The sequence below is a fragment of the Nocardia coffeae genome (assembly GCF_019890715.1).
Taxonomy (GTDB): domain Bacteria; phylum Actinomycetota; class Actinomycetes; order Mycobacteriales; family Mycobacteriaceae; genus Nocardia; species Nocardia jiangxiensis.
The window spans coordinates 249,011-274,656 of record NZ_JAINZY010000010.1 but is presented as its reverse complement, the minus strand read 5'-3'; the positions used below and the strand labels follow the sequence as shown (position 1 = coordinate 274,656).

21 protein-coding genes are annotated in these 25,646 nt (G+C 68.7%); 10 read left to right on the top strand and 11 right to left on the bottom strand.

Annotated elements, in window-relative coordinates; translation table 11 throughout:
- Positions 1–5: 5 nt before the first annotated feature.
- The 3 genes from K7711_RS31725 to K7711_RS31715 all read right to left on the bottom strand — a co-directional run bounded on the left by K7711_RS31725 (position 6) and on the right by K7711_RS31715 (position 2,553).
- Positions 6–1,085: a DUF3349 domain-containing protein gene (locus tag K7711_RS31725; protein ID WP_222973844.1), complete on the bottom strand. Its 1,080-nt coding sequence runs from the start codon at positions 1,083–1,085 to the stop codon at positions 6–8.
- A 95-nt stretch (positions 1,086–1,180) separates the two neighbouring features.
- Positions 1,181–2,110 carry a universal stress protein gene (locus K7711_RS31720; protein WP_222973842.1) on the bottom strand — a complete coding sequence of 310 codons (930 nt, stop codon included), beginning with the start codon at positions 2,108–2,110 and terminating at the stop codon, positions 1,181–1,183.
- Between the two features lie 17 nt (positions 2,111–2,127).
- Positions 2,128–2,553: an Hsp20/alpha crystallin family protein gene (locus tag K7711_RS31715; protein WP_235748077.1), complete on the bottom strand. Its 426-nt coding sequence runs from the start codon at positions 2,551–2,553 to the stop codon at positions 2,128–2,130.
- A gap of 227 nt (positions 2,554–2,780) precedes the next feature.
- On the opposite strand from K7711_RS31715, the gene K7711_RS31710 reads away from it, so the two are divergent.
- Both K7711_RS31710 and K7711_RS31705 read left to right on the top strand, forming a co-directional pair.
- Complete coding sequence (locus tag K7711_RS31710; RefSeq protein ID WP_222973840.1) at positions 2,781–4,247, top strand: bifunctional aminoglycoside phosphotransferase/ATP-binding protein; 1,467 nt, start codon at positions 2,781–2,783, stop codon at positions 4,245–4,247.
- Between the two features lie 24 nt (positions 4,248–4,271).
- On the top strand, positions 4,272–5,099 hold the full coding sequence (locus tag K7711_RS31705) for a sigma 54 modulation/S30EA ribosomal C-terminal domain-containing protein (protein ID WP_222973838.1): 828 nt from the start codon (positions 4,272–4,274) through the stop codon (positions 5,097–5,099).
- Here K7711_RS31705 and otsB read toward each other — a convergent pair.
- Positions 5,083–9,180 carry a trehalose-phosphatase gene (gene otsB, locus K7711_RS31700; protein WP_308015041.1) on the bottom strand — a complete coding sequence of 1,366 codons (4,098 nt, stop codon included), beginning with the start codon at positions 9,178–9,180 and terminating at the stop codon, positions 5,083–5,085. The genes K7711_RS31705 and otsB overlap by 17 nt on opposite strands.
- A 196-nt stretch (positions 9,181–9,376) precedes the next feature.
- On the opposite strand from otsB, the gene K7711_RS31695 reads away from it, so the two are divergent.
- The 3 genes from K7711_RS31695 (at position 9,377) to K7711_RS31685 (ending at position 12,435) form a co-directional block, all read left to right on the top strand.
- Positions 9,377–10,510, top strand: a complete 1,134-nt coding sequence (locus K7711_RS31695) for a site-2 protease family protein (RefSeq protein ID WP_222973808.1) — start codon at positions 9,377–9,379, stop codon at positions 10,508–10,510.
- Positions 10,511–10,892: 382 nt separating this feature from the next.
- On the top strand, positions 10,893–11,333 hold the full coding sequence (locus K7711_RS31690; RefSeq protein WP_235748076.1) for a pyridoxamine 5'-phosphate oxidase family protein: 441 nt from the start codon (positions 10,893–10,895) through the stop codon (positions 11,331–11,333).
- A gap of 160 nt (positions 11,334–11,493) precedes the next feature.
- Positions 11,494–12,435, top strand: a complete 942-nt coding sequence (locus tag K7711_RS31685) for a universal stress protein (RefSeq protein ID WP_222973805.1) — start codon at positions 11,494–11,496, stop codon at positions 12,433–12,435.
- A 5-nt stretch (positions 12,436–12,440) separates the two neighbouring features.
- On the opposite strand, the gene K7711_RS31680 is transcribed toward K7711_RS31685, so the two are convergent.
- Both K7711_RS31680 and K7711_RS31675 read right to left on the bottom strand, forming a co-directional pair.
- On the bottom strand, positions 12,441–13,076 hold the full coding sequence (locus K7711_RS31680; protein ID WP_222973803.1) for a CBS domain-containing protein: 636 nt from the start codon (positions 13,074–13,076) through the stop codon (positions 12,441–12,443).
- A gap of 52 nt (positions 13,077–13,128) precedes the next feature.
- Complete coding sequence (locus K7711_RS31675; RefSeq protein WP_222973797.1) at positions 13,129–13,755, bottom strand: Rv1733c family protein; 627 nt, start codon at positions 13,753–13,755, stop codon at positions 13,129–13,131.
- A 173-nt stretch (positions 13,756–13,928) separates the two neighbouring features.
- Between K7711_RS31675 and K7711_RS31670 the strand changes: the two genes are divergently transcribed.
- From K7711_RS31670 to K7711_RS31650, 5 genes are all read left to right on the top strand, one after another.
- Positions 13,929–14,903 carry an Acg family FMN-binding oxidoreductase gene (locus K7711_RS31670; RefSeq protein ID WP_222973795.1) on the top strand — a complete coding sequence of 325 codons (975 nt, stop codon included), beginning with the start codon at positions 13,929–13,931 and terminating at the stop codon, positions 14,901–14,903.
- 151 nt (positions 14,904–15,054) lie between these two features.
- On the top strand, positions 15,055–16,761 hold the full coding sequence (locus K7711_RS31665; protein ID WP_222973794.1) for a GAF domain-containing sensor histidine kinase: 1,707 nt from the start codon (positions 15,055–15,057) through the stop codon (positions 16,759–16,761).
- Positions 16,762–16,908: 147 nt separating this feature from the next.
- On the top strand, positions 16,909–17,784 hold the full coding sequence (locus K7711_RS31660; protein WP_222973790.1) for a DUF302 domain-containing protein: 876 nt from the start codon (positions 16,909–16,911) through the stop codon (positions 17,782–17,784).
- Positions 17,785–17,869: 85 nt separating this feature from the next.
- A complete protein-coding gene (locus K7711_RS31655) occupies positions 17,870–18,868 on the top strand; it encodes an Acg family FMN-binding oxidoreductase (protein ID WP_222973788.1) in 999 nt (332 codons plus the stop codon).
- On the top strand, positions 18,865–19,512 hold the full coding sequence (locus K7711_RS31650; protein ID WP_222973786.1) for a response regulator: 648 nt from the start codon (positions 18,865–18,867) through the stop codon (positions 19,510–19,512). Before K7711_RS31655 ends, K7711_RS31650 begins: the two co-directional genes overlap by 4 nt.
- Before the next feature lie 3 nt (positions 19,513–19,515).
- Here K7711_RS31650 and K7711_RS31645 read toward each other — a convergent pair whose 3' ends face one another.
- From K7711_RS31645 to K7711_RS31625, 5 genes are all read right to left on the bottom strand, one after another.
- Positions 19,516–20,424 carry a universal stress protein gene (locus tag K7711_RS31645; RefSeq protein WP_222973784.1) on the bottom strand — a complete coding sequence of 303 codons (909 nt, stop codon included), beginning with the start codon at positions 20,422–20,424 and terminating at the stop codon, positions 19,516–19,518.
- Positions 20,425–20,434: 10 nt separating this feature from the next.
- On the bottom strand, positions 20,435–22,837 hold the full coding sequence (locus K7711_RS31640) for a phosphoketolase (RefSeq protein ID WP_222973782.1): 2,403 nt from the start codon (positions 22,835–22,837) through the stop codon (positions 20,435–20,437).
- Positions 22,834–23,772 carry a universal stress protein gene (locus tag K7711_RS31635; RefSeq protein ID WP_222973780.1) on the bottom strand — a complete coding sequence of 313 codons (939 nt, stop codon included), beginning with the start codon at positions 23,770–23,772 and terminating at the stop codon, positions 22,834–22,836. The genes K7711_RS31640 and K7711_RS31635 overlap by 4 nt, the downstream gene beginning before the upstream one ends.
- A 385-nt stretch (positions 23,773–24,157) precedes the next feature.
- Positions 24,158–24,892, bottom strand: coding sequence for a GAF domain-containing protein (locus K7711_RS31630; protein ID WP_222973778.1), 735 nt, complete (start codon positions 24,890–24,892; stop codon positions 24,158–24,160).
- Between the two features lie 44 nt (positions 24,893–24,936).
- Positions 24,937–25,572 (bottom strand): GAF and ANTAR domain-containing protein, encoded by a 636-nt coding sequence (locus tag K7711_RS31625; protein ID WP_372460209.1) that lies wholly within the window; start codon positions 25,570–25,572, stop codon positions 24,937–24,939.
- Positions 25,573–25,646 lie beyond the last annotated feature (74 nt).

Below are 25,646 nucleotides of genomic sequence, written 5' to 3'. Positions count from 1 at the left end.
CGGGTTCACACCGCCTCGTCGCTGCCGGGCTCGTCGTCGTCTTCCGACTTCCGTCTCGGTTCGCCAACGGTTTCGCCGGTGGCCAGGAAGACGATGCGACGGCCGACCTCGACAGCGTTGTCGGCGAACCGCTCGTAATAGCGCCCGATCAGCGTCATGTCGACCGCGGCGGTGATCCCGTGGTCCCACGCCGGGCCCAGGACCGTGGCCAGCAGCTCTTCGTGCAGGTCGTCCATGAGATCGTCCTGCCCCTCGAGCGCGCCCGCGGTCTCGGGGGTCGGGGATTCGAGCACGGTCGCCGCACTGGTGGCGATCTCCACGGCCACCCTGCCCATCCGAATGATCAACGGCCGCACCGGCTCCGGGACCGTGGGCTCGGGATGACGGCGGCGCGCGGCGGTGGCGATATGGGTCGCGAGCACCGCCATCCGCTGCAGGTTGCCGGTCAGCTGGGCAGCGGTCACCACCTGCCGTAGCTCCCCCGTCGCGGGAGAATCCAACGCCAGCAGCCGGATCGCTTCGGCCTCGACGTCCCGCGCCATGGCCTCGACGCCACCGCCGAGGTCGATCGCGGCCTGCGACTGTTCCAGATCACTCGCGACGAGCGCGTTCGTCGCGGTCGCGATCGCGGCGCGATCCCGCAGGCACATCTCGTGCAGCAACTCGGCCAGCCGCTGCAGATCGCGATATCGGATCCGAACATTCGACTCACCCCCGCCCGACCCGTCGGCGTCGGCCGGAACATGTAGCGGCAGAACAGATTCGGCGGCTTCCCCGGACGAACCGGCCTGCCAGTCCGCGCGCACCGGCCAGCCGCCCGACCGAAGCCGATCACGCACCCGCGCGAGATCCGATTCGCTGGGCAACTCCTGGGTGTGCCGGGTGATCGCCACACCGGCGTCGACCCGCTCGGCCGGCAGCGCCCCCTGCACGATCAACTGGTCCACGACCTGATCGATCTCCTCGTCGCTCAACCGCCGCCGCAGCACCGCCAGCAACGGCACATAGTCCTGCGCCGGCACCCCCTGCGGATATCCGGCCCGAAGCCACGCCACGATCCGGGCCAGAAAATCCGACCATTCCACCACTGACCTCCCGTACCGTGCCCGGTCGTCTCGACGACGCAACGTCTTCGACGAGAAGTCTGCCGCAGTCACGGCACCGAGTACACCGGAGCGGCCTACGGTGAGCCGATCACATCGCTCCCCCGCCCCCGCTCCCGCACGACGATCACCGGGCAGCGCACCGATTGCACCAGTGCGGTGCTCGTGGAGCCGAGCAGCAGGCCGGTGAAGCCGCCGCGGCCGTGGCTGCCCACGACCAGCAGTTGGGCGGAGTCGGACTCGGTGAGCAGGGCGCGGGCGGGGGCGTCCCGGACCAGGATTCGGCGGACGGTGACATCCGGATACTGCTCGCCCCAGCCGGCCAGGCTCTCCGCCAGCGCCGCGTCCTCGGATCGTTTCGCCGATTCCCATGCCGGAAGGGGCACATACGGTCCCGTCGTATCGCTCCAGGCGTGCAGCGCCACCAACTCCACTTTTCTTCGGGACGCTTCCTCGAAGGCGAGGTGGAGGGCGGGCTCGCTGTTGGCGGTGCCGTCCACGCCCACCAGGACCGGGTACTCGAGCAATACCGGGTCGGTCGCCGAATTCTCGTGGACGACGGCGACCGGGCAGTGCGCGTAGTGCAGCACCGCCGAGGAGACCGATCCCAGCAGCATCCGGCGGATGGCGCCCAGACCGTGGCTGCCGACGGCCATCATCCAGGCCCGGCGGGACGATTCGAGCAGGAAGGGAATCACCGGCTCGGACACCACCGCGCTGGTGATTTCCAGATCTCCGGGAACGACGGTGCTCGCGACGCGACGAGCCTTCACGACCACACGCTCACCCTCACGGCGCAACTCCTCCAGATCGATACCGGCGCAAACGCGTGCGGGGCCGAAACCGGCGCGCACGGCGGTCGAGGTGACCACGTGCAGTCGACGGCGATGCAGGGATGCCTCGGCCGCAGCCCAGGCCACGGCCTGGTACGACGCGTCCGAGCCGTCGACCGCCACCACCACGGGGTCGCTGGATCCCGCTGTGTACGAGTAGGATTCGGTGGTCATCGCGCGATCTCGCACGGCTATTCGCCGGACTTGACGTCGACCCTGGTGACCTTCTCCTTCGATTCGCCCACGGGAACGCTGACGGTCAGGATGCCCTTGGCGTAGCTCGCCTCGATGCCCTCGTCCTTCGCGCCCTCGGGCAGGGAGACAGTGCGTTCGAACACGCCGTAGTTGAACTCCGAATGCCCCGTCTCCTCGTGCGTCTCGGTGCGCTCGGCCTTGATGGTCAGCAGCCCGGCGTGCACGGACACCTCCACGTCCTTGGCCGGGTCGATGCCGGGGATCTCGGCGCGGACCACGTAGTGATCGCCGGTCAGGGACTCCTCCACCCGCAACATGTGGTTGCCGAACACCGGCGCGAGACCGGGAGTGAACGCATTCCACCAATCGGTGAGATCGGGTAGCAGCGAACCCGGACGGTGACGGGCAGGAAGCAGGTTCATGATCACTCCTCGGATAGGTGGCGGTACCGGTTCCTACCTGGTCGATTCCACCGTTCCGGAGCTCCCGCTCCTAGAGCACCGCGTCGGCACACCACAGTGACCGAAGTCCTCGAGTCCGGCAGAACCGACATCCGCACCACCGATCGCCCATGCAGAGGCCACATGATGCACGGTCAAGTGACTTTCGCCCATCACGAAAACGACGACGATCGGCGAAGCTGGTGACGATGGAACCCAATGTCGCCTTCGCCGCGCTCGCCGAAACCCATTCGGCCGTGGTCGTACTCTTCGGGGATCAGGCGTACAAGATCAAGAAGCCGGTTCTGACCGACTTCCTCGATTTTTCCACCCGTTCCGCGCGCGAGGTCGCCTGCGCTCGCGAGCTCGAGCTGAACCGTCGATTCGCCCCCGACGTCTATCTCGGCATCGCGCGGCTGACCGAACCCGCCGACAGCGCGGGCGAGCCGGTCCTGGTGATGCGGCGGCTACCGGAGGCCACCCGCCTGTCGGATCGTCTGGCCGACCCGGACGTCGTCCGCGATACGCTGCCGACCCTGGTGCGACAGGTGGCTGCCTGGCACGACCGCGCTCCCCAGGGGGTCGACGTCGACAGCGCGGCAACCGTGGACGCGGTGCGCAGGCGGTGGCGGTGGCTGCTGTCCGGACTGCGCTGTCCCCCGATCGAGCCCGCGGTGGTGCGGAGCCTGGCCGACTCGGCCATGCGCTATCTCGACGGCCGCAAGGCGCTGTTCGACAAGCGAATAGCCGCCGGTCGCATCGTCGACGGCCACGGCGATCTGCGCGCAGAGGACATCTTCGTCACCGACGACGGTGTGCGGGTGATCGATTGCCTGGACTTCGACGACGAGCTCCGCCACGTCGACCGGATCGACGACGTCTGCTTTCTCGCGATGGATCTCGAGCTGCGCGGCCACCCCGAGCTGGCCGCGAAGTTCGTCGACGACTATCTCGAGCTGACGCACGATCCCGCGCCGGAGTCGCTGCGGCACCACTACATCGCCTACCGGGCGACCGTGCGCGCGAAGGTCGAGTGCGTGCGCCAGCAGCAGGGCGGCGCGACCGATTCGGCGGCGAAGGCCGTCGCGCACGTGGAGATCGCGCTGCGGCATCTCGCCGCCGGCGCGGTCCGGCTCGTGCTGATCGGCGGGCTGCCCGGCACCGGAAAATCGACGGTCGCTCGCCGCCTCGCGGACGCCACCGGCGCGGTCCTGGTGTCCAGCGACCGCGTTCGGGCCGATGCCCGCGCCCGCGGCGTGCTGGCGGGCGGAAGCGGCGAATACAACCAGGGCGCCTACACACCCGTCGCGCGGGAACACGTCTACGCGGTCATGCGCGCCGAAGCGCAGGCACTGCTCGAGACCGGACGCTCGGTCATCCTGGATGCCAGCTGGATCGATGCCGAACAACGCCGCCACGCCGGCCGCATCGCGACCGATGCCTCCGCAGATCTGATCGAGATATGTTGCAGTGCACCGCAATCGATCGCCCACGCACGGATCGCCGCCCGCACCGGATCCGCTTCCGAGGCAACCCCGGCGATCTCGGACGCGATGGCCGAGGATCACGCGGCGTGGCCCGACGCGGTCGTCCTGGACACCACCACATCGCTGGAGAACACCACCGCCGCGGCCCTGCGTGCCTATCGCCGAGCGGATCGGGGCGGACCGTCATGACCGCCGTGTATGAGGAGCGTGACCATGAATACCGGAGTGATCCTGCCGTCCGATCAGGGGCCGGGCGGTGGTGAACCCTTCGAGATAGGACCCGATGCCGATGAACGCCTCGCCGTACCCGCCATCGATGTTCGCCTCGGTGACCGAATACCACTCATGTTCGGCGATCATGCGCGACAACGCATCCGCAGAGCGGTCGATCGAGCCCCGGCACCGATAACGTCGATTCGCGTGCGGCTGTCGGACCATCACGATTCGGCGGTGGCCAACCCGTTCGTCGCGCAGGCGGACATCGCGACCTCGCGGGCGATCCGCGTGCAGGTGACCGGCATGACGCTCCCCGAGGTGGTGGAGGCATTGCAGGCACGCACGCGCTCACGGCTGCGCAGCCTGGCCCGTTCCGGCGCACTGCGATGGGAACGCTGCGGTCCGCAGGCCTCGACACTGCTCTATGTGCGGCCGGTTCGTCAGCGAACTGTGGTGCGCACCAAGTCCTTTCATCTGTACCACCGCACCGCTGCGGACGCCGCGATCGATATGGCGCTGATGGACTACCCCTTCGAGATGTTCCACGAATCGGGTGTGCGGACCGAGAGCTTCCTGTACCAGACCGCGAAGGGCGACTATCGACTCACCCGGCTCGATCCGCGGCCGCCCTCGATCATCCCCGGCGATCTCCCGATCACCGTGAACAAGGCTCCCGCTCCGGAGCTGGACCGGTACGAGGCACTGGACCGACTCGCGTTGAGCGGAGCGCCGTTCCTGTTCTACCGCGACCGCGCTCTCGCACGCGGGTGCGTCCTGTATCACCGCTACGACGGGTACTTCGGATTCATCACTTCACGCCGGTGATCGGCGCGGACGAGCCGGAAAACGGGCGAGTGGGCCATGTCGCCGCCCGTTCATCGGACGTGCCGCAGCGACCGTCGAGCAGCAACCGCACCGTGGCTCCCGCGGCGAGCCGGTGCCGCTGACCGTCGAATTCGATGGTCAGCGCCGCGGCCGGGCCTGGTTCGGAAGCGACCTCCAGGACGTCGGTATCGATGCGCACGGTGAGCCGGTGGCCGCGACAGCTCATCGGGAAGCTCAGTTGCCCGAGCGCGCGCGGCCAGCGCGGGTTGAAGATCAGCCGACCGCTCCGGATCTCCAGCCCGGTGAAACAGCGTTGCAGCAGATCGATACTTCCGGCCATGGCGGCCAGGTGGATGCCTTCGGCCGTGGTGCCGCCCTGGATGTCGTGCACATCGGAGTTCAGCACCATGTCGAAGAAGGTCATCGCCTGATCGCGGTTGGCGCGGGCCAGGACCCAGGAATGTACGACGGCGCTCAGGGTCGAGCCGTGCGAGGTGCGCGCCAGATAGTAGTCGACCGTGCGCGGGATCGCCTCGGGTGCGAGCCGATACCCCATGTGCCCCAGCAGATCTCGTAGTTCGTCGGCCGAGAGCAGATAGAACAGCATCAGGACGTCGGCCTGTTTCGCGGCGCGATACCGGTTCACGTCGTCGCCTTCGGCCTCCAGGATTCGGTCCAGGCGGCCGATCTCGCCGTACCGCGCCCGATAGGCGGGCCAATCCAGTTCGCGGAGTCGGTCGTAACCGGCGAACTGGCTGATCACCCCCTCGTGGAACGGGACGCACAGCCGATCGGCGACCGCGCGCCACCGCTCGGGATCCTCCGGGGGGATGCGCAGCGATACCAGGAGTTCGGCGCGGCTGCGCGCGGGCATCCGATGCAGCGCGTCGCGAGCGCGCCGAATCACCCACGCCGCCATGACATTGGTGTAGGCGTTGTCGTCGATGCCGAGGTCCGGCGCGTCGGGATAGCCGGAATGGAATTCGTCCGGGCCGATCACTCCGCGGATGTGGTACCGGTCGTCGCGATGATCGTAGGTCGCGGTGGCGGCCCAGAACCGCGCGATCTCGACCAGCAGTTCGGCGCCCATCCGGACCAGGAACTCCCGATCGCGGGTGAGTTCGTAGTACTGCCACACGTTGTATGCCACGGCGATACCGGCATGGTGTGCGCGTCGGCTGGGGTCCGGGGTCCAGTGTCCCGAGCGCGGGTTCAGATGCAGACGCTGACTCTCCTCGCGGCCGTCGCTACCGGACTGCCACGGGAAAAGCGCACCCGCGCAACCTATTTCGCGGGCCAGTCGACGCGCCTCGGGCAATCGGTGATACCGGTATTCGAGCAGTGATCTCGCCGCGGACGGAAATCGCAGATTCAGCACCGGCAGCACGAACAGCTCGTCCCAGAAGACGTGGCCGCGATAGGCCTCCCCGTTCAGGCCGCGCGCCGGGACACCGGTGTCGAGGAACGCGGTGTGCGGGGACACCGTCTGCACCAGATGCAGCAGGTGCAGCCGTAGCGTGCGGGCCGCGGACGCGCTGCTGTCCAGGTCGATCCGCAAGCGCGCCCACAGGTGCTCCCAGGCCAGGGCGTGGCCATCGAACAGTGCGTCGAGGTCGTCGTCGGTCTCGAGGGCACGTCGCGCCTGGTCGCCGGGGGCGGAGATCGCGTGATCGCGGCCGGTGTAGAGGGCGGCGATCTTGTCCACCGTCACCGACTCCCCCGTGCTCAACTCGACGTCGGCATCGCCTCCGGACAGCCCCGCTTCCGTGCACGGATGCCACACCACCGGCAGGTCGATCCCGTTCGTGCGCAACCGGGTTCGCGTCCCGGTGGCGATCGGGATGCCCGACTGACGCGTGCGCACGAGGGCCAGCACGGTATCGGGTGCGGGCCGGAACACCTCGGCAGCGTCGAGATGACGTCCGGACAGGTTCCGGTACCGATCGACCAGCCCGTTCCGCACGGACGTGTCGATGCCAGAACGAATCGTCAGGATGCCGCTCCAGTTCTCGGCGGTGATCCGGATCTGCAGACCGCAGAGGTGCGGTGCGTGCATGGCCGCGAACCGGCGCTCCGAGACCGAGGTGACCCGTCCGGCACTGTCGCGGAACCGTAGACGCCGGGTCAGGACGGCGTACCGCAGATCGAATTCGGTTCGGTAGGAAAGTAATTCGACCGCATCGAGGTCGTATCGGGGGCCGTCGTCGATGCGCCAGGTGACCGGCAGCCAGTTCGGCAGATTCACCAGGCTCTCGTTATCGATCTCCTGTCCGGCGACCGTGTCGCGCACGCGGTCGTAGATCCCGGCGGCGTAGGTGCCGGGATAGTGGTGCGGGCCCGCCGTGGAATCGGGCGTGGCCCCGCGGACGCCGAGATACCCGTTGCCGACGCTGCACAGCGCCTCGCGCAACGTCTCCGTCGACGGGTCGTACCCGTCGAAGGCCAGAATCCACGACTCCGGCGCGGCGGAGGTGTTCGGCTCGCTCAGCAAAGTGGTGAGCCGGGCGAGCAGATCGCGCACGCGGGCGGGGCCCTGGACACCGAATTCGGCCGCGGTCCGCCGGTCACCGGCGTCATCGTCGCGCACGCACACGGTGATTCCGGCCGCACCGATTGCGTCGAAGGCGTCCTCGTCGGTCAGGTCGTCCCCGGCATAGACCGGAATACCCGGTGCGACAAGGTGTTCCAGAATCCAGCCGACCGCGCGGCCCTTGTCCCAGTCCACCGGTGGACGCAGTTCGGTGACCTTGCGCCCGGCGGCCACCCGCAGGCCCGCCTCGTGGCCGACGCGATGCACCGCGGCCAGCACATCCGCGACCTGCCGCTCGGGAACCGAACGGTGATGCACGGCCACCACGAATCGCTTGTATTCCACGACGACGCCGGGAATCTCCCGCAACTCGTGGTCCAGCCGATCCGCGGCGCCACCCAGGGCGGCTTCGGCGGCAGCACCCGCCGCATGCCGATGCCGACGTCCCTGCGGCGACATCAGTTCGAAGCCGTGACATCCCGCGTACCAGATGCCGGGGATGCCGACGCGGGCGCGCAGATCGTCCAACTCCCGGCCGCTCACGATGGCGATCGGGCATCGTTCGGCGAGTTTCGCGAGCACCTCCGCCATCCCCTCGTGCAGCGTCGCGGCCACCGGGTCGGCGACGATATCGGACAGCGTGCCGTCGAAGTCCAGCAGTACGACCGGCTTCCCGGTCTGCAGTCGATCCGCGATCCGCGGCCAGAACTCCAGTGCGTCAGGGATTTCCGACATCCGGGGGAATCCGCTCCGCAGCCGCACCTGCGCCAGGTCGGTCACGATCTCGTCGGCGCCGCACGCACGCAGGCGGTCGGCATGGCCGATCCGATCCACGCCGATGACCAGACCGAAACCGCCGCGCCGGCCCGCCGTCACACCGGCCTCGGCATCCTCGACGACCACGGTCCGTTCCGGTCGCGCGTGCAACCGATCGGCGGCCGCGAGCAGGACGGCCGGATCCGGTTTGCCGCGCAGCCCGAGTTCGTCGGCGACCACGCCATCGATCCGAACGGGAAACAGCTCCGCCAGACCCGCCGCGGCCAGCACCTCGGCGCAGTTGCGGCTGGCGGTGAACACCGCGGTCGCGATCCCGGCATCGCGCAGGCATCGGACCAGCGCGACGGTGGAATCGAACGCGGGCACGCCGTTTCTGGCGATGCGCCCGAGGAACAGCTGATCCTTCCGCTTGCCGAGACCACAGACGGTCGCGGCGCCCGGCGGATCCGAGGGATCCCCGTGCGGCAGAACCACCCCCCGCGCCGCGAGAAAGTCCACGACCCCGTCGGCGCGCGGCTTGCCGTCCACGAAACGCTCGTAGTCGCTCTCGGTGAACGGTGACCGGTTCTCTCCCGGCAGTACCGGCCGGCTGCCCAGGAACGCGTCGAACAGCTCTCGCCAGGCCGCCTCGTGCATCGATGCGCTGTCGGTGACGACTCCGTCCATATCGAAGATCACCGCGTCGTAAACACGGGAGTCGATCAGCGGGCCCGCCGAATCCTGCTCGTGCACCAGTCCAGCCTGATCCGCGCGGGAGCTCCCGACCAGGGCCACAGGTCGACAATCGATACGGCGATCGCGGGCCGGCACCGCGGCGGATTCGGACAACGGGGACATTGGTCCTCGGTGCAGAGGATGCCCGGCCCTGCTTTTCGCACGCGCGTTCGCACAGGCTGTGTCCATGGACACGACCGCATGCCGAATCGCCCCCCTCCGCGTTCGCCGATTCCCACCCCCGGAGCGCTGACCCATGTTGCACGGAACCATCCCCGTCGGCCGCATCGCGGGCATTCGGATCGGCGTGCACTGGTCGCTGCTGATCACCGCGGCGTTGTTCGCAGGAATTCTGCGCACCGAACTCCCGCACCGGGGCAGTCCGGTGACGAGCTGGGCCGTGTCGGTGGCCGGGGCGGTCGTGCTGCTGGCCTGCCTCGTCGCGCACGAGCTGGCCCATTCGGTCGCGGCCCGGCGACGCGGCGTTCATGTCGACCGGATCGTGCTGTGGCTCCTGGGTGGAGTGTCGGAGTTCGCCGACGAGCCCGGCGACGCCCGCACCGAGCTGCGCGTGGCACTGGCCGGGCCCGCGACGAGCATGTTGATCGGGCTGCTCTGGTATGCGGCAGCGGTGGTGACCGCGCCGGTGGCCCCGTCCGGCATTCTGGTCGAGGCGTTCGGCTGGCTCGCGGTCATGAACATCGCCTTGGCGGTGTTCAATCTGCTGCCCGGTGCGCCACTGGACGGCGGGCGGGTGGTCCAGGCCCTGATCTGGGCCCGGACCGGAGACCGACTGCGTGCGGCGACCACGGCCGCGCGCTGTGGCCGGGTTCTCGGGGCCCTGGTGATCGCGGCGGGAGCGGTCGAGGTGATCGTGGCCCGGCATCCGGCCGGGCTGTGGCTGATCCTGCTCGGCTGGTTCCTGCGCACCTCGGCCAATGCCGAAATGTCCGTCGCCGGACTTCGACATCGGCTGGGCGACATCATGATTGGCGATGTCATGACGAGTCCGCCGCTGGCTCTGCCGATCCGCTGGCCGGTCGCGGACGTGCTGCGCTCGCACGCCGCCGACAGCGGACACCGTGTCTTCCCGCTGATCGACCCGGCGGGTCACCCGGTCGCGCTGCTGGCCTGGTCCGATCTGTCTCGCGTCTCCCCCGCGGCGCGCGCGACAACCGAGCTGTCCGCGCTGGCCCGGCGGCTGCCACCCGCCGCCGTGGTGCACGAGGACGAACTACTCGCCGACGCCGCGACCCGGGTACTGCCGCGCCCCGGACTGGATGCGCTCGTCGTGGTCGACGAATCCGATCACCCGACCGGGATCGTCACCGCCACCGACCTCATCGCCGCGTGCGACCGTTCGACGCTCGGACTTCCGCTGCAAATGTAACCAAAGTCGCTGTGCCAGCATAGCTTCGGAAGATCGGACCGCGGCCGTCGGGACGGTCCGGAGCCCCCCGAACCAAAGGACCAACGCCCCTTCGACAAGCGACCACCGGACCTGCCCCGCACGCCCGACGCGTCGCACCATGAAAACACCCGCGGGAAAACCGGTGGGGCCGACCAGCGAACACAGGTTCATCCGCTACCGATTCGGGGTATTCCCACCCTCGATGACCCCGGTTTCGTACGTCGGCCCGTGGTTCCGGTACGCGACTCTCTGTGAAGGGCACCGCGTACCGGCGAAGAAGTCGAGTACGACGAGGTAGAGAAAGAGACGGTGCGCCATGGTGACGTCCGGGATAGATGGTGACCGCCGCCCACACCGCCCGATGCCCATCAGCGATTCGGAGGCCATGCAACTGCTCGCCACCACGTCCTACGGACGGGTGGTCTTCACCAGAGATGCACTGCCCGCGATCCGGCCGGTCAACCACCTGATAGAGGACGGCATGATCATCGTCCGGTCCCGGATCACCTCCCGGCTCACCGCGGCCGTGCGGGCGGATCAGAAGGTGGTCGTCGCGTACGAGGCCGACGATATCGACCCGATCCGGCATATCGGCTGGTCGGTCGTGGTAACCGGTATCGCGCGCACGGTCAACGAACCGGACCGGATCGCCCGGTACGAGGATCTGCTCGTGTCCTGGGTCGACCGGATGATGGACGTCGTGGTGGAGATCGAGCCGTCCATCATCAGCGGTATGCGCCTGGACGGAATCGGCAACGGCAACGGATTCGGCAACGACCACCGCATCGCCGAATCCGGTTGATCCGCAACGATTCTCGCTCGGAACGTCCTCGAACCGCCGCCCGGCAGCAGGGTGCCCGAGGACCGCACATCCGGTGACCTTCGGCCGTGCCGCGCCGGAGCGGCCGGAACGACGATGGGTAGTCGAGGCACACCCTGTCGACGGGATTCAGGAGGCCGCGATGACAGGCATACCCGGCAAACGCAGGACGGCCCGGCTCGACGACGACATTCATCAACTGGTCTCGGCGAAGGTGGTCGTCGGCATCGACGAATCCTCCGGTTCGGACACCGCGCTGCGGTGGGCGGTGCACTACGCCGGCATTCACGGACGCGGGCTGCACATCGCGCACGGCATGAACACCGCGGGCGTGACGACCGTCGGCGCCTATGCGGTGAGCAGTCCGTGGGTGCTCGACGAAGCCCGCGCCAACGGCGAATCCGTCGTCGCCCGCGCCGCCCAACTGGCCCGGTTGCTGGCCCCCGACCTGCCGATCACGACCGAGTTGGTGGCGGACGGCGCAGCCACCATGCTCATCGACCGCAGCGACGCCGCCTTCGCGGTGGTGCTCGGCGCGACCGGGTCGACCGGGACGCTGGGCCACCTGGGTTCGACACTGCTCGCGGTCGTCGCCCATGCGCACGGCGCCGTCATCGTGGTCCGCACCGACCCCGACGCCGGTGACATCGTGCACTACTCCGGGCCGGTCGTGGTCGGCGTCGACGGTGGGCCGCTCAGTGACGCGGCCGTCGCGGCGGCCTTCGCCGAGGCCGCCCAGCGCGGCACCGACCTGGTCGCCGTGCACGTGTGGAACGACCAGAACTTCGGCCATTACGCGGGGTACGACACGGTCCGGCTGCCGGACGGCAACCCGGGCGAGGCCGAGAACGCCGTGCTGGCCGAGCGCGTCGCGGGATGGCAGGAGAAATTCCCGGACGTCCCGGTGATGCGGGCGTCGTATGCGTTCGCACCCGCGGTCCATCTGCAGACGTGGTCACAATCCGCACAGCTGGTGGTGGTCGGTAGCCGGGGTCGCGGCGGCTTCGCCGGGCTGCTGTTCGGCTCCACGGTCAATACCCTCGTCCAGCACGCACGGTGTCCGGTCATGGTCGTGCATCCGTGAGTCTTTCAGCCGATGGTCTCATCGGCCTTGCGCTGCAACCATTCCGACAGCGGCGGCGCCTTCGCCTGTCCCGGCGCCGGCGGCGACTCGGGAACGGTGTGCGCGTCTTCGACGCCCTCCACCGTCATGGCCAGCGCGGACACGGTGCGCTGCTCGTCGGCGTCGGCGAACCGACCGCGGATACTCACCCGGCCGTCGGCGACGGCGATGGTCCACTGCCTGCGGCTGCCGGTGTAGCTGTCCAGGCGGGCGCGAACTTTCGATTCGATCGAGGCGTCGTCACAGATCAAGGCGCGCAACAGATCTCGCCGAGCCACGATGCCGACGAGCACTCCGGCCTCCACCACCGGCATGGACCGCAGATGCAACGCCAGCATCCGCGCGGCGATGACGCCGGTGAGGGTACCGGGTTCGACCACCTCGGCCGGACTGGTCATCGCCGCCTCGACGGTCGATCCGGTGTGCGCACTCTCCGCGGCGAGAGCATCGGATTCCGAGAGCATGCCCACCACGTGCTCACCGTCGTCGACCACCGGAAGCGCCGCGAAACCGCGCTCGGCCAGCAGGGCGATCGCCTCCCGCAGCGGGGTCTGCGGCCGCACCGTCACCACGGGACGGCTCAGGATGTCGCGAGCGTACATGATTTACCTCCTGTTTGCTTATGCCACAATGGTTTTCGGGAAATCTCGGCGCTCACGGCATGACCGTCCCGTTCCGATCGACCAACCTCCACTCGGCTTCCCACCGGACGCTGCGCCGCCAATCCAGCAGTCGGTCGACGCCCCACGTCGCGAACACGACGGCCGTGACGACCACGGCCAGCAGGGCGACCGCGGAGCCGATGCCGCGGAAGGCGGCCGCGCTGGTGGGCAGTGGACCGGCGGACGGCCTGCCGTCCGGCCCGAGCCACACCTGCACCTGGCCCCCGCGCCGCGCCGTGGCCGGCACCATCACTGTCGCCGAATCCTTCTTCCCGTCACGGATCCACACGACCGGCGCGTGCCAGTCCTCGTCGACCACGACCCCGGAGCCGCGCGCGGCGGTGCTGCTGACCGCATCCGCCGGATCCGCCTCGAGCGTCCCGGTCACCGCGGTTTGCGCGGCATTGCCGGCCTTGATCTGCGTGACCGCCTGCGTGTACAGAGCTGTGCCGAACGAGCAGGACACCGGCACCGCCGCGAGAATCACGAGTGCCGCGAGGATCCGGAGGACAGCCTGTAGCCGATCCGAGGACCGCAGCAGCGGGTTCCGGCACCACGGCCAGGTGATGCGGTGCAAGCGTGGTGCGGAGGGTGTCCCGGTCGGGTGGATGCTCCACATGACATATGTCCTCTGCTGTACCAATGCTCCAGTCTCAGCATTGCCTGCGCAGGCGCCGTCCGGCACGGCCGAATGTCACCGGAGCGGCGCTGAATGGGAAGGTATCGGCGGCCCTGCCACTCGAGGCCCTAAGACCCCTCCCACACGGCCCGGCGCGGCAATAGCGTGAATCCATGACCGTGCTCGCCGCCGACGTCGTCGCGAAGGTGGTTCGTTCCGCCGGGCAGGCCCCGTCGCTGCACAATTCGCAGCCGTGGCGCTGGGTGTTCGGCGGCGACCATCTGGACCTGTACGCCGTACCCGAAAGGATGCTGCCCACCACCGATCCGACCGGCCGCCAGATGTTCCTGAGCTGCGGTATCGCCCTCGGCCATCTCCGCACTGCGCTGAGCGCGGCGGGCTGGCGCCCGACCGTCGCGTACTGTCCGGATCCGAACCGCCGCACCCATGCCGCCACGGTCCGATTCGCCCCGCACCCCTCGGTCACCGACGACGAACGCGATCGGGCCGAGGCCATTCGCGAGCGGTACACCGACCGCCTGCCGATGCGGCCGCCGACCGGCTGGGCGGACTTCGAAACGGTCCTGCGATCGACCTTCGATCCGGCCGACGCGGTGCTGGATGTGGTCCCCGAAGCCGGTCGCGCCGTGCTGGCGCACGCCAGTAGCCTCACCGCCGCGGTGCGTTATCGGGACGCGGAGTATCAATCCGAACTGATGTGGTGGACCGGAATCGCCGACCCGGACGCCGGAATTCCCGAGTCGGCGCTGTTGTCGGCGGACGAGCGCGCCCGCGTGCCGCTGGGCCGCAGCTTTCCGCTCACCGAACACCGTCCGCGCCGAACCGCGTTGCCCGATGCGGCGACCGTGCTCGTACTCTCGACCGATTCCGACCGGCGGGCGGATCTGCTGCGGGGCGGCGAGGTGCTCTCGACGGTCCTGCTCGAATGCACCGTCGCCGGTTACGGCACGTGCGTGCTCACCCATCTGACCGAATATCCGCGCAGCCGCGACATCGTCCGAGATCTCATCGGTGACACGGCGCTGCCGCAGGCCCTGATCCGCGTCGGCAGGCCGGCCCCCGACAGCGAGCGGGAGCCCCGCACGCCACGCCTGGCGCTGGGCCAGATCCTGCACGTCACCGGGTGATCTTCCCGGCTCCCGCACTCTGGTCCGACACGTGCAAGCATCCGCTGACACGGCTGCTGTCACCGCCCATCCCTTTGGCTAAACTGTGGGTGTTCTCCCAAGATCGTCGATTCCGCCCGAGACCACAGGATCCACAGCGGAAGGGGTCGGCATGCCGCAGTCCTCGGATGCGTATTCCGTGCGTGAGACACTCTCGCAACTCCGGTTGCGGGAACTACTCGACGAGGTCAAGGACCGCATCGAGCAGATCAGTGATGCCCGAGAGCGGATCGACGGACTGGTCGAGGCCATGCTGACGGTCACCTCCGGACTCGATCTGGACGAGACGCTGCGCACCGTCGTGGATACAGCGAGGACCCTGGTCGGCGCGCGCTACGGCGCGCTCGGCGTGCGCGGGCAGGGACATGAGCTGACCCAGTTCATCTATCAGGGTGTCGACGACGCCCAACGCGCCCTGATCGGCGATCTCCCGCAGGGACGCGGTGTGCTCGGCGTCCTGATCGACGAGCCGAAACCGATTCGGCTGGACTGCATCTCGGATCACCCGTCGTCGGTCGGCTTCCCGCCGAACCATCCGCCGATGAACAGCTTCCTCGGCGTGCCGATTCGCATTCGCGACGAGGTGTTCGGCAATCTGTACCTCACCGAGAAGCTCAACGCCCAGCCCTTCACCGACGACGACGAGATCGTGATGCAGGCGCTGGCGGCCTCGGCCGGTGTCGCCATCAACAACGCCCACCTCTACGAATCGGCCCGCAGGAGACACGCCTGGATTTCGGCGACCCGCGATCTGACCGCCGAATTCCTCGCCGGCGCCGGCTCCGGGGAGGTGCTGGGCCATCTGGTCGAACACGCGCGGCAGCTGACCTCCTCGGCGCGGGCGATCCTGGCCGTCGATCCCGACCCGGAGACCCCTGCCGATCAGGTCACCCACCTCGACATCACCGGCGTCACGCCCTCCGGCCCGATCCCGGCGAAGGTGGCGATCACCGGGACCGATATCGGCCGGGTTTTCCGCACCAGAACCGCACAGCGGTTCGCGACCGGTCCGGGCGACGCGATGCTCGGCGACGGGCCGGTGCTCCTGGTCCCGCTGTACACCGGGGATACCGCACTCGGCGTGCTGATCACCACGCGCCCGGCAGGAGCGGTGGACTACACCGACGAGATCCTCGATCTGGCAACGGGTTTCGCCGGTCAGGCGGCAGCGGCGATGCAGATGGCCGCCACCCGGGAGCGGGTGGAGGAATTGAGCGTGCTCAGCGACCGTGACCGCATCGCCCGAGATCTGCACGATCAGGTCATCCAGCGACTCTTCGCCGTCGGCCTGCTGCTACAGGGCACAGTGCCGCGCAGCAACAATCCCGAAGTGCGGCAACGGATCAACGAGGCCGTCGAAGAGATGCAACAGGTGGTCCAGGAGATCCGCACGACCATCTTCGACCTGCACAGCAGCGATCCGGTATTCAACCACCTGCGGCGGCGTATCGATGAGGTGATCCGGCAGTACACGTCGGATACGGCGATCGCGACCTCGGTGCGCGTCACCGGCTCGCTGTCGACCCTGGGCAGCGGACTGGCCGATCACGCCGAGGCGGTGATCCGCGAGGCGGTCAGCAACGCCGTGCACCACTCCGGCGCCGACCATCTCACGGTCGAGATCCACATAGGCGAGGATCTGAGCATCATCGTGGAGGACGACGGCCGCGGCATCCCGCCCGACCGGGCGCCCAGCGGTCTGGCCAATCTGGCGATCCGCGCGAAGCAGTGCGGCGGCTCGTTCGACATGACCCCGGCGGCGAATCCCGGCGAGCTGGGTCCCGGCACCCGCCTTCGGTGGACCGCGCCACTGCGCTGAGGTCGGCAACAGATGGACCAAGGGCACCGCACAACCGACGAAAAGCCCTGTGCTGCCCACGCGGTTGCGCGTTGACTGACCGTTGTGCGGACATCGGTCACGGCTCGGCCGGCACAGCCAGTGAGCGGACCGGCACCGGGAGGCGGCATGGAATATCGAGTGAACGTGTGCGAGTCGACGCCGCAGACCATGCTGCGGCTGTCCTGGGAACTGCGTCCGGACCAGCTCGGCGCGGATATCGCCGCCGGGATGCGCGAGTTGACCGCGACCACCGATCGCATCGGCCTGACCGCCTGCGGGGCCCCGACGATCACCTATCGCGAGGACCCCGACCCCGACGGGAGCATCGCGGTCGACTTCGGGGTGCCGGTGGATCTGGGCACGACTCTGGGCCCGTGGTCTCCCGCCGAGGTGGTCACGGAGCCGGGAGTCCTGGTGGCGCGCACCTGTCACCGTGGCGGATACGATCGCCTGGACACGGCGTACCGGGTGCTGGACGAGTGGATACGCGAGTGCGGATATCGGCCCGCAGGTCCCCCCACCGAGGTGTATCTGATCGGTCCCGAGGAGACGAACGACCCGCGACGGCTGATCACCGAAATCCGGATACCGGTGACCAGGCCCCCGGTCATCGCCGTACATGTGGACAGGCCGTTCCTGGAGGCGGTCGAATTCACCCGGCAGGCACTGGCGCGACTGGGTTTCGAGGTCGTCGCCGAGACCGATCTGCAGGCGCTGCTGCGCGGCCGGCTCGGCAAACACATCGAGGACCACCTGGTCGTGCACGCGTGCCATCCAGCGCTCACCGCACGGGCGCTCGGCACGGATCCGCAGGCGGCCTGGATGTCCTCGGTACTGGTGGTGGTGCGGGCGGACGGCGTCGGCACGCTGGTCGAAGCCCGCGATCCCACCGCCGTGCCGGCCGCCTTCACCGGCACCGCCCTCGCGGAGATCGCCCGAGAACTCCACGACCTACTCGCCGAGGCACTGGGCACGCTGCGGCTGTCCGGGACGGTGCGATGAGCTGACGATCGAGAGAGGACCATCGGCCCGCCACCTGGCCCGAAAGGCCGTATCAGCCGCTGCCGCCAGCGCGGAGGCTTGCTTTATGACTGCAAGCGATCACCTCACCACCACACCCGATGTCCGCACGATCGAGATCGTCGTAAGCCGGGCCGCCCGTGCTCCGTCGCTGCACAACTCCCAGCCGTGGCACTGGATATTCGACGGCGCCCGCTTGCACCTGCGCTCGGATCCCGATCGCCGACTCCCCGCCGCCGACCCGCACGGCCGGCAACAGATCATCAGCTGCGGCACCACACTGCATCATGCGCGCACGATGTTCGCGGCGCTGGGCTGGCACACCGACACCACCCGGATGCCCGATCCGGATCGACCCGATCATCTCGCCGTCGTCGACTTCCGGCCCTGGGCCGACCCGCCCGCCGGTATCGCGCGGCGCGCGGCGGCGATCGAGCACCGGCACACCGATCGGCTGCCCATGCTCCCGCCCGCCGGGTGGACCGATCTGCTTCCGGCGCTGACCCGCCTGGTCACACCGCACGAGCTCAGCTTCGATGTGCTCGACGACGAGATCCGCCCCCGCCTCGCGGAGGTGTCGGAGCAGTCCGCCGCGGCCCGCAAGTACGACATGTTCTATCAACAGGAATTACGTTGGTGGTCAGGACATTCCGGACCGTCGGAGGGCGTGCCGCCGACCTCGCTGACCTCCGATGCGGAGTTCGCGCGCGTCGACGTGGGCCGCTCCTTCCCGCGGGCCCCGCATTCCGAGCGGCGCGCCGACATCCGTGATCACTCCAGGCTCGTGGTGCTCAGCTCGTACGAGGATTCGATGCCGCAGTGGCTGCACACCGGCGAGGCGCTGTCCGCGGTGCTGCTCGAATGCACGGCGGCCGACCTGGCCACCTGCCCGCTGACGCACATCACCGAACTGCCCGCCGGACGTCAGGTCGTCGCCGCGCTGCTGCCGCACCCGGCGTCGCCGCAGGTGATCATCCGCATCGGCACCGCACCCGACACCCAGCCGCAACAGCCGACCCCGCGACGCCCGCTCGCCGAGATCTTCGAGCTGGGGACACCACAATGACCACGGTGTTCCTGGTCGACGATCACGAGATCGTCCGGCGAGGACTGATCGATCTGCTCGAGCAGGATCCCGAACTCACCATCGTCGGCGAGGCGGGCGATGTGACCCACGCCCTGGCCCGGATCCCGGCATTGCGTCCGGACGTCGCCGTACTGGATATGCGGTTGCCCGACGGCAACGGGATCGAACTGTGCCGGGAACTGCTGTCCAGGGTCGATGGGCTGCACTGCCTGATTCTGACCTCGTTCACCGACGAGCAGGCCATGCTGGACGCGATCCTGGCCGGAGCCAGCGGTTACGTCGTGAAGGACATCAAGGGTATGGAGCTCGCGGCCGCGATCAAGACGGTCGGGTCGGGGCGCTCACTGCTGGACAACCGGGCCGCGGCCGCGCTGATGGACAAGCTGCGCCGCAACACTCGCCCCGACGGCCCGCTGGCGGATCTCACCGAGAAGGAACGCATACTGCTGGATCTGCTCGGCGAGGGACTGACCAACCGGCAGATCGCCCAGCGCATGTACCTGGCCGAGAAGACGGTCAAGAACTACGTCTCGCGCCTGCTGTCCAAACTGGGCATGGAACGCCGCACCCAGGCCGCCGTGCTGGCGACGAAACTCCGTGCGGAGGAAGCGGATTCGCGCTGAGCCTCAGCTCTCTTCCGCCCGGACGACCACGATCGGGCAGCCGACCGAGTGCACCAGCGCATTGCTCGTGGCGCCCAGCAGCATCCCGGCGAAGCCGCCGCGCCCGTGACTGCCGACGACCACCAGCTGCGCGGACTCCGCCTGCTCCAGCAACGCCCGAACGGGCCTGTCCTGCACCACGATCCGCTGTACGGACACGTCCGGATACTGCTCGGACCAACCGGCCATGCTCTCGGCCAGCACCATCTCCTCGCTGTCGCGCATCGCGGTTTCCCAGTCCGCCGACATCGGGCGGGTCACCGGGATGTCACTCCAGGCATGCACCGCGGTGAGACCGACCTTGCGCAGTGACGCCTCCTGGAAGGCCACCGCCAGCGCGGGCCTGCTGTTACCGCTCCCGTCGACGCCGGCCAGCACCGGTCGGCTTGCATCCGTCGGATCCACCGTCTGCCGGTAGTGGATGACGCCGACCGGGCAGTGCGCGTGCCGGAGCACCGCGGTGGTGACCGAGCCGACCAGTCCGCGGCGCAGCGCGCCGAGTCCGTGGCTGCCCAGCACCAGCATCCGCACGGTGCGGGATCGCTCGAGCAGATCCGGAATGATGCGCGACCAGCTCACCTCCGTACTGATCGGCGGCTCCTCGCCCGGTGCGGCGGTGTGTGCGACCCGGGCCGCCTCGGTAAGTATCCGTTCTCCGTCGGACCGCATCCAGTCGGTGTCCGCATCGGTCAGCAGCGCGCCGGGCCCGTACTCCGCGGGCAGCGCGATCGAGGTCACCAGGTGCAGCCCGCAGCCGTGCAGTGCCGCGGCGTCGGCGGCCCAGGCGGCGGCCTGATACGACACCGCCGAACCGTCCACCGCCGCCAGGATCGGCGGGTTCGGCTGATGCGGCCGCACGACCGGTCCGGTCATGATGTTCTCCTCACGATGTCGGCGCCATGGCATCCGACGCGCCGCAGGGCCACTGCCAGTCCCGGATCTCGGGCGGATCCGTACCGAACCGGCGCGCGTAATCGTATGCGCGGGAGGACCATTCGAGCAGTTGCTCACGCAGATGGCCGATCCGATCGGCGACCCGGGGCACCTGTTCCAGCGCCGCCAGCGCCAGGTGGTACCGATCGATCCCGTTCATCGCGCACATCTGGAACGGCGTGGTCGTGGCGCCGTTGTCGTGGAAACCGAACACGTGCAGATCGTCGTGTCCCGGACGCCGGTAGGTGAGCTGATGGATCAGCCACGGATAGCCGTGATACGCGAAGATCACCGGCCGGCGCGGCGGGAAGATCTCGGTGTAGGCGGTATCGGATATGCCGTGCGGATGACGGTCGGGCGGGAACAACCTGGTCGGATCCACCACGTTGACCACGCGCACCGCCAGGGCCGGGGTCAGCTCGCGCAGCAGCGCCGCGGCGGCCAGGGTCTCGCGGGTCGGCACATCACCGGCGCAGGCGAGCACCACCTCGGGGCTGCCGTGCAGATCCGAACTGGCCCAACTCCACACGCCCAGCCCCTCGGCGCAGTGCCGTCCGGCCTGGTCGGCATCGAGATACTGCAGAGCGGACCGGTCACCGCCGCCGACGACGACGTTGACCCGGCCGCGACTGCGCAGGCAGTGCTGGACAACGTGCAGCAGGCAGTTCGTATCCGGCGGCAGGTAGACCCGGCAGACCTCGGGCCGTTTGCTCAGCACGTGATCGATGAAACCCGGATCCTGGTGGGCGGGGCCGTTGCGGTCCTGCTGCCACACATGCGGGGTCAGCAGGTAGTTCAGGCTCGGAATCGGTTCACGCCAAGGGAATTGCGCGGCCTGATGCAACCACTTCGCGTGCTGCACCACCATGGAATCGACCACGTGGGCGAAGGCCTCGGAGGTCGAGAGCACCCCGTGTCGTCCGGTGCGCAGATAACCCTCGAGCCAACCCTGGCACAGCTGCTGGGACAGCACGTCGAATACGCGACCGTTCGTCTCCAGCCGGTCCTCGCTGTCGCGGGTCCCCGCCCGCCAACGGCGGCCGGTGACCTCGAGGATGGCCTCGAGCCGCTCGGACGGCTGTTCGTCCGGCGAAAAGTACAGCAGCTCATAGGGATTGGCCACCAGCGCGTCCCGGAGGTATTCGCCGAGCGCCCGGGAGCCGCGCTCGGCCGTGCCGCCCGGTGCGGGCACCCGGACCGCGTGCTCGCGTACGGCCGGTAGCCGCAGATCCCGCTGCGTGCGGCCGTGCGCGACGGGAGCGGCACTCATCCGGAAATCGCCCTCGGGGTGCAGCTGCCGAATCTGTCGCGCGGGCGTGCCATCCGGCTCGAACAACTCCTGCGGCCGGTACGAGCGCAACCAATCCTCCAGCAGCGCAAGATGTTCGGCATTGTCTCGCACCCCCGGCAGGGGCACCTCGTGCGCCCGGACCGTACCTTCCACCGGAAGTTCGTCGACGGTCACCGGACCGGTCCAGCCCTTCGGCGTGGACAGCACGATCAGCGGCGGTCGGGCATTGCGCGCCCCGATGTGCAACCTGGCATGTTCCCGGATCTCGTCCAGCCGATCGAAGACCTCGTCCAGCACGGACCGGTACCGCAGGTGGACCGAGCGGGGATCGTCGCCCTCGACATGGATCGGATCCCAGCCGTATCCGCTCAGCACCCCGTCCAGATCCCGCCGCGGGATCCGTGCCGGCAGTGCGGGACCGGCCGCCTTGTACCCGTTCAGATGCAGGATCGGCAGCACGACGCCGTCGTGGACCTGCCGCAGGAACAACGGCGCATTCCAGCTCGTCGCCAAGGTGCCGGTCTCGGCCTCCCCGTCGCCGATCACGCAGGCGGCCACCAGATCCGGATCGTCCAGCACCGCGCCGGTCGCATGCGCCAGCGAGTAGCCCAGCTCGCCGCCCTCGTGGATCGAGCCCGGCAGGTGCGGCGAGGCGCACCCCGGCACTCCGCCGGGAAAGGCGAACTGCCGGAACAACTCCCGCATACCGGCCGCATCCTCGGTGACCTCCGGATGACGTTCGCTGTAGCTGCCCTCCAGCCACGCGGCCGCATTCAGGCCCGCCGCACCGTGTCCCGGACCGCAGACGAACAACATCCGACGACGACGGTGCATGATCACCCGATTGAGGTGCGCGTACGTCAGCGTGATGCCGGGCACGCTGCCCCAGTGCCCGATCAGCCGCGGCTTGATGTGTTGCGGCAGAAGCGGTTCGGTGAGCAACGGGTTGTCCAGCAGATAGATCTGCCCGGCCGCGAGATAGTTCGCCGCCCGCCACCAGGCATCCAGATCCGCGACCGATCCGGTGGTTCCGGCTGTCGCGGAGGTCGGCGCCGCGGTCATGAACGACTCCGCTCGTCGGGGTGCGCGACCATCACCGGGCAGCGGGCATGCTGCACCAGCGCATTCGACGTCGAGCCCAGCAGCAGACTCGCGAGCCGGCCGCGCCCTCGGCTGCCGGACACCACCAACCGCGCGGACCGCGACCAGGCCAGCAGGGTCGCCGCCGCATCGGTGGGATAGACCCGGCTGTTGACCAGCACGTCGGGATACTTCTCCCGCCAACCGGCCAGCCGTTCGGCGACCAGCGCCTCCTCACGTATTTCGACGTTCGGCGGCGGATACAGCGAGTAGGACTCACCGGCGTACCGACCGAAATTCATCTCGTCCCAGACGTGCACCGCCACCAGTTCGGCCCTTCGCTCGGCGGCCTCCTCGAACGCGACCGCCAGCGCGCGCTCCCCCGCCGGGCCGCAGTCCAGCCCGACCACGACCGGTCCTTCCCGGCGGACGTGCCCACCGGCTTCGGGATCACCGCGCACGACCACCGTGATGCCCTCGGCGTGCGAGGTCGTAGCCAGCATCGTCGAACCCGCGTGCGCGGCCAATCCGGTCGCCCCGGACGCGCCGATCACCACCAGATAGGCCGTCCCGCCGTACCCGAGCAGCATCCGCACCGGATCCGACTTGGACACCTCGGTCCGCACCCGCAGCCCCGGCGCGGTGTCCAGCGCACGCTGTGCGCAGCGCGTCACCAGATCCACGCCGCGCGCCCGCAAGGTGTCGAGTACCGACGGTTCCAGGACGTCGTACGGCTCGAATATCCGCCGCATCTCCGCCAGATCCAGCCCGTGCACGATACGCAACTCTCGCCCACGCTGCGCCGCTGTCTCCGCAGCCCAGGTCACGGCGGCGTCGGCGGCCTCGGAGCCGTCGACACCGACCACGACCGGCGCGGTCGCCAGATGGCGCGTGTCCTCCTCGAATCGAACGCTCATCACCGATACCTCGATCGATCACCGGACGATGTACTGCTCCCAGCGTCACCCTCGACAGGCTCGCGCCCAAAGGGCCGAAAGGCCCGGCGAACCGGGCACACCAGCACCGTGTCCGGCACACCGGGCTCGGGCCGGGGTGCTCGGGAAATTCGTTCGTTCGAGAAGCCGACAGGCGAGGCCACGCGGTCCGGCCGCGCACGGCGTCACGACCCGCGACCGCACGACCAGCAAGCGCTCGATCCGACATCGGGCAGCGAAATCTGCTCGGCCACAATACTTTCAAGCCAATCGAAACACACCGGCATACCCGGCGGCAGCGGACGAACCATCGACCTTCGTCCCCCTGCTGCGGCTATTTCATCGGCCCGGGATGCGAGAAGTCACCTCAGATGGACGGGTCCAGCTCGACCCAGTCGAACGTGCCGTTGGTGATGTCCCGGGACAGGACCGCGATCGGGATGCTGCGCGCGCGGGCATGCCCCTCCAGGAGAGCCGCGGCACGGTCGGCATCGACATCCAGCCGCCCGGACGTCAGTCCGAGTGCGTGCTCGTAGCGAACTCGATCGTCCAGGATGGCGAGAGCGCGGCGGGCCAGCAACTCCTGCCGGGTCTCATCGCTCTCCTGGCACAGCGACAGAGTCGTCAGATCGGCGAGGGTGCGCACGAGCGCCCGATGGTCGGCGTCCAGGGTGCGGTGCTCGTGATAGAACACGGCCAAACTGCCGACCGGAACCTCGCCCAGCACCATCGGAGCGGCGTAGCAGGCACGATAACCGATCGCCATGGCGTCTCGGCTCAGGCCGGGCCACTGACCGTCTTCACCGATATTCCCCGAACCGACAACGTCCATCGTGGCCACGCTGTCGTTCCAGGGGCCGCGCTGGGCGTGATCCTCGAGCAGGCGAACGACCAGCGACCGATCGTCCGCCGAGGACAGCACCTGCATCCCGCCACGCGGATCCACGATCATGACCGCCGAGGTCGCGGTATGCAGTGTCTGGGCGCATATCCGATCGACCAGCGGCAGTGTGCTCGCCACATCAGCGTCGCGAACGAGGTTCGCGGTGATCTGCGCCAGCGGCTCCACCAGCGCCTCCTGCACGCCCCGTTCGTCCGACATGTTCACAAGCTTACGATTTCGCGTCGTCTCGGTGTTCTCCTCGTTCATTCGGCAGCCCCGTCCAGGTGTATGCGCCGTTCGAGAACGTCTCGGGCGACGTCCAGCAGCGGCCGTTCGGCGGCGAAAGCGAATGCTCGCAGGCGCACGAAGGCCTCATCGATCGCGATACCCATCTGCGCGGCGATCATGCCCGTCGCGACGTTGATATCCCGACGAGTTGTCGCCAGAGGGGGGATGTCGAGTCCGCTGCCCGCACCGTCGTTCACAGCAGCGGCATCCTCGATGAGGGCGTAACTGATCAAGGCCGCGAGCAGCGCCGCATCAGTCGTCGATCTGGACGACAGGGCGCCCGGTCGACGGCGATACAGATCCAGCACGCCTAGCCGGATGCCACCGACCTGCAGCGGAAATACGAACATCGCACCGATCCCGAGACGAGCGGCTTCGGGCACGAACACCGGCCACCGCTCACCCTCCGCGGCGACGTCCTCGACCATCGCGGAGGCGCCGGTGCTGAATGCCGTCCAACCGGGTCCTTCACCCACGACGACCTGAGTGTCCTCGATCAATTCGGCGAACGCGTCACTCACCCCCAGCAGGTCCATCGACCTGTTCGCGTCGTACAACACCAATGCCGCCGAATCGATGCCCGGTACGGCATCCCGACAGGCCGCACACACTTGACGTGCCCAGTCGTGGTGTCGGCGTGAACGTCGGATCGCAGCTACCGCCGTACGCAGCCGCCCCCGCACTC

What these genes read in the sequence shown, in the direction of transcription:
- K7711_RS31710 (WP_222973840.1), top strand. Translation starts at nt 2,781, where the DNA reads ATGGAACCCAATGTCGCCTTCGCCGCGCTCGCCGAAACCCATTCGGCC.
- K7711_RS31645 (WP_222973784.1), bottom strand. Translation starts at nt 20,424, where the DNA reads ATGACCGGACCGGTCGTGCGGCCGCATCAGCCGAACCCGCCGATCCTG.
- K7711_RS31650 (WP_222973786.1), top strand. Translation starts at nt 18,865, where the DNA reads ATGACCACGGTGTTCCTGGTCGACGATCACGAGATCGTCCGGCGAGGA.
- K7711_RS31670 (WP_222973795.1), top strand. Translation starts at nt 13,929, where the DNA reads ATGACCGTGCTCGCCGCCGACGTCGTCGCGAAGGTGGTTCGTTCCGCC.
- K7711_RS31655 (WP_222973788.1), top strand. Translation starts at nt 17,870, where the DNA reads ATGACTGCAAGCGATCACCTCACCACCACACCCGATGTCCGCACGATC.
- K7711_RS31640 (WP_222973782.1), bottom strand. Translation starts at nt 22,837, where the DNA reads ATGACCGCGGCGCCGACCTCCGCGACAGCCGGAACCACCGGATCGGTC.
- K7711_RS31715 (WP_235748077.1), bottom strand. Translation starts at nt 2,553, where the DNA reads ATGAACCTGCTTCCTGCCCGTCACCGTCCGGGTTCGCTGCTACCCGAT.
- K7711_RS31705 (WP_222973838.1), top strand. Translation starts at nt 4,272, where the DNA reads ATGAATACCGGAGTGATCCTGCCGTCCGATCAGGGGCCGGGCGGTGGT.
- K7711_RS31660 (WP_222973790.1), top strand. Translation starts at nt 16,909, where the DNA reads ATGGAATATCGAGTGAACGTGTGCGAGTCGACGCCGCAGACCATGCTG.
- K7711_RS31695 (WP_222973808.1), top strand. Translation starts at nt 9,377, where the DNA reads ATGTTGCACGGAACCATCCCCGTCGGCCGCATCGCGGGCATTCGGATC.
- K7711_RS31690 (WP_235748076.1), top strand. Translation starts at nt 10,893, where the DNA reads ATGCCCATCAGCGATTCGGAGGCCATGCAACTGCTCGCCACCACGTCC.
- K7711_RS31685 (WP_222973805.1), top strand. Translation starts at nt 11,494, where the DNA reads ATGACAGGCATACCCGGCAAACGCAGGACGGCCCGGCTCGACGACGAC.
- K7711_RS31665 (WP_222973794.1), top strand. Translation starts at nt 15,055, where the DNA reads ATGCCGCAGTCCTCGGATGCGTATTCCGTGCGTGAGACACTCTCGCAA.
- K7711_RS31675 (WP_222973797.1), bottom strand. Translation starts at nt 13,755, where the DNA reads ATGTGGAGCATCCACCCGACCGGGACACCCTCCGCACCACGCTTGCAC.
- K7711_RS31720 (WP_222973842.1), bottom strand. Translation starts at nt 2,110, where the DNA reads ATGACCACCGAATCCTACTCGTACACAGCGGGATCCAGCGACCCCGTG.
- K7711_RS31680 (WP_222973803.1), bottom strand. Translation starts at nt 13,076, where the DNA reads ATGTACGCTCGCGACATCCTGAGCCGTCCCGTGGTGACGGTGCGGCCG.
- K7711_RS31630 (WP_222973778.1), bottom strand. Translation starts at nt 24,892, where the DNA reads ATGTCGGACGAACGGGGCGTGCAGGAGGCGCTGGTGGAGCCGCTGGCG.
- K7711_RS31635 (WP_222973780.1), bottom strand. Translation starts at nt 23,772, where the DNA reads ATGAGCGTTCGATTCGAGGAGGACACGCGCCATCTGGCGACCGCGCCG.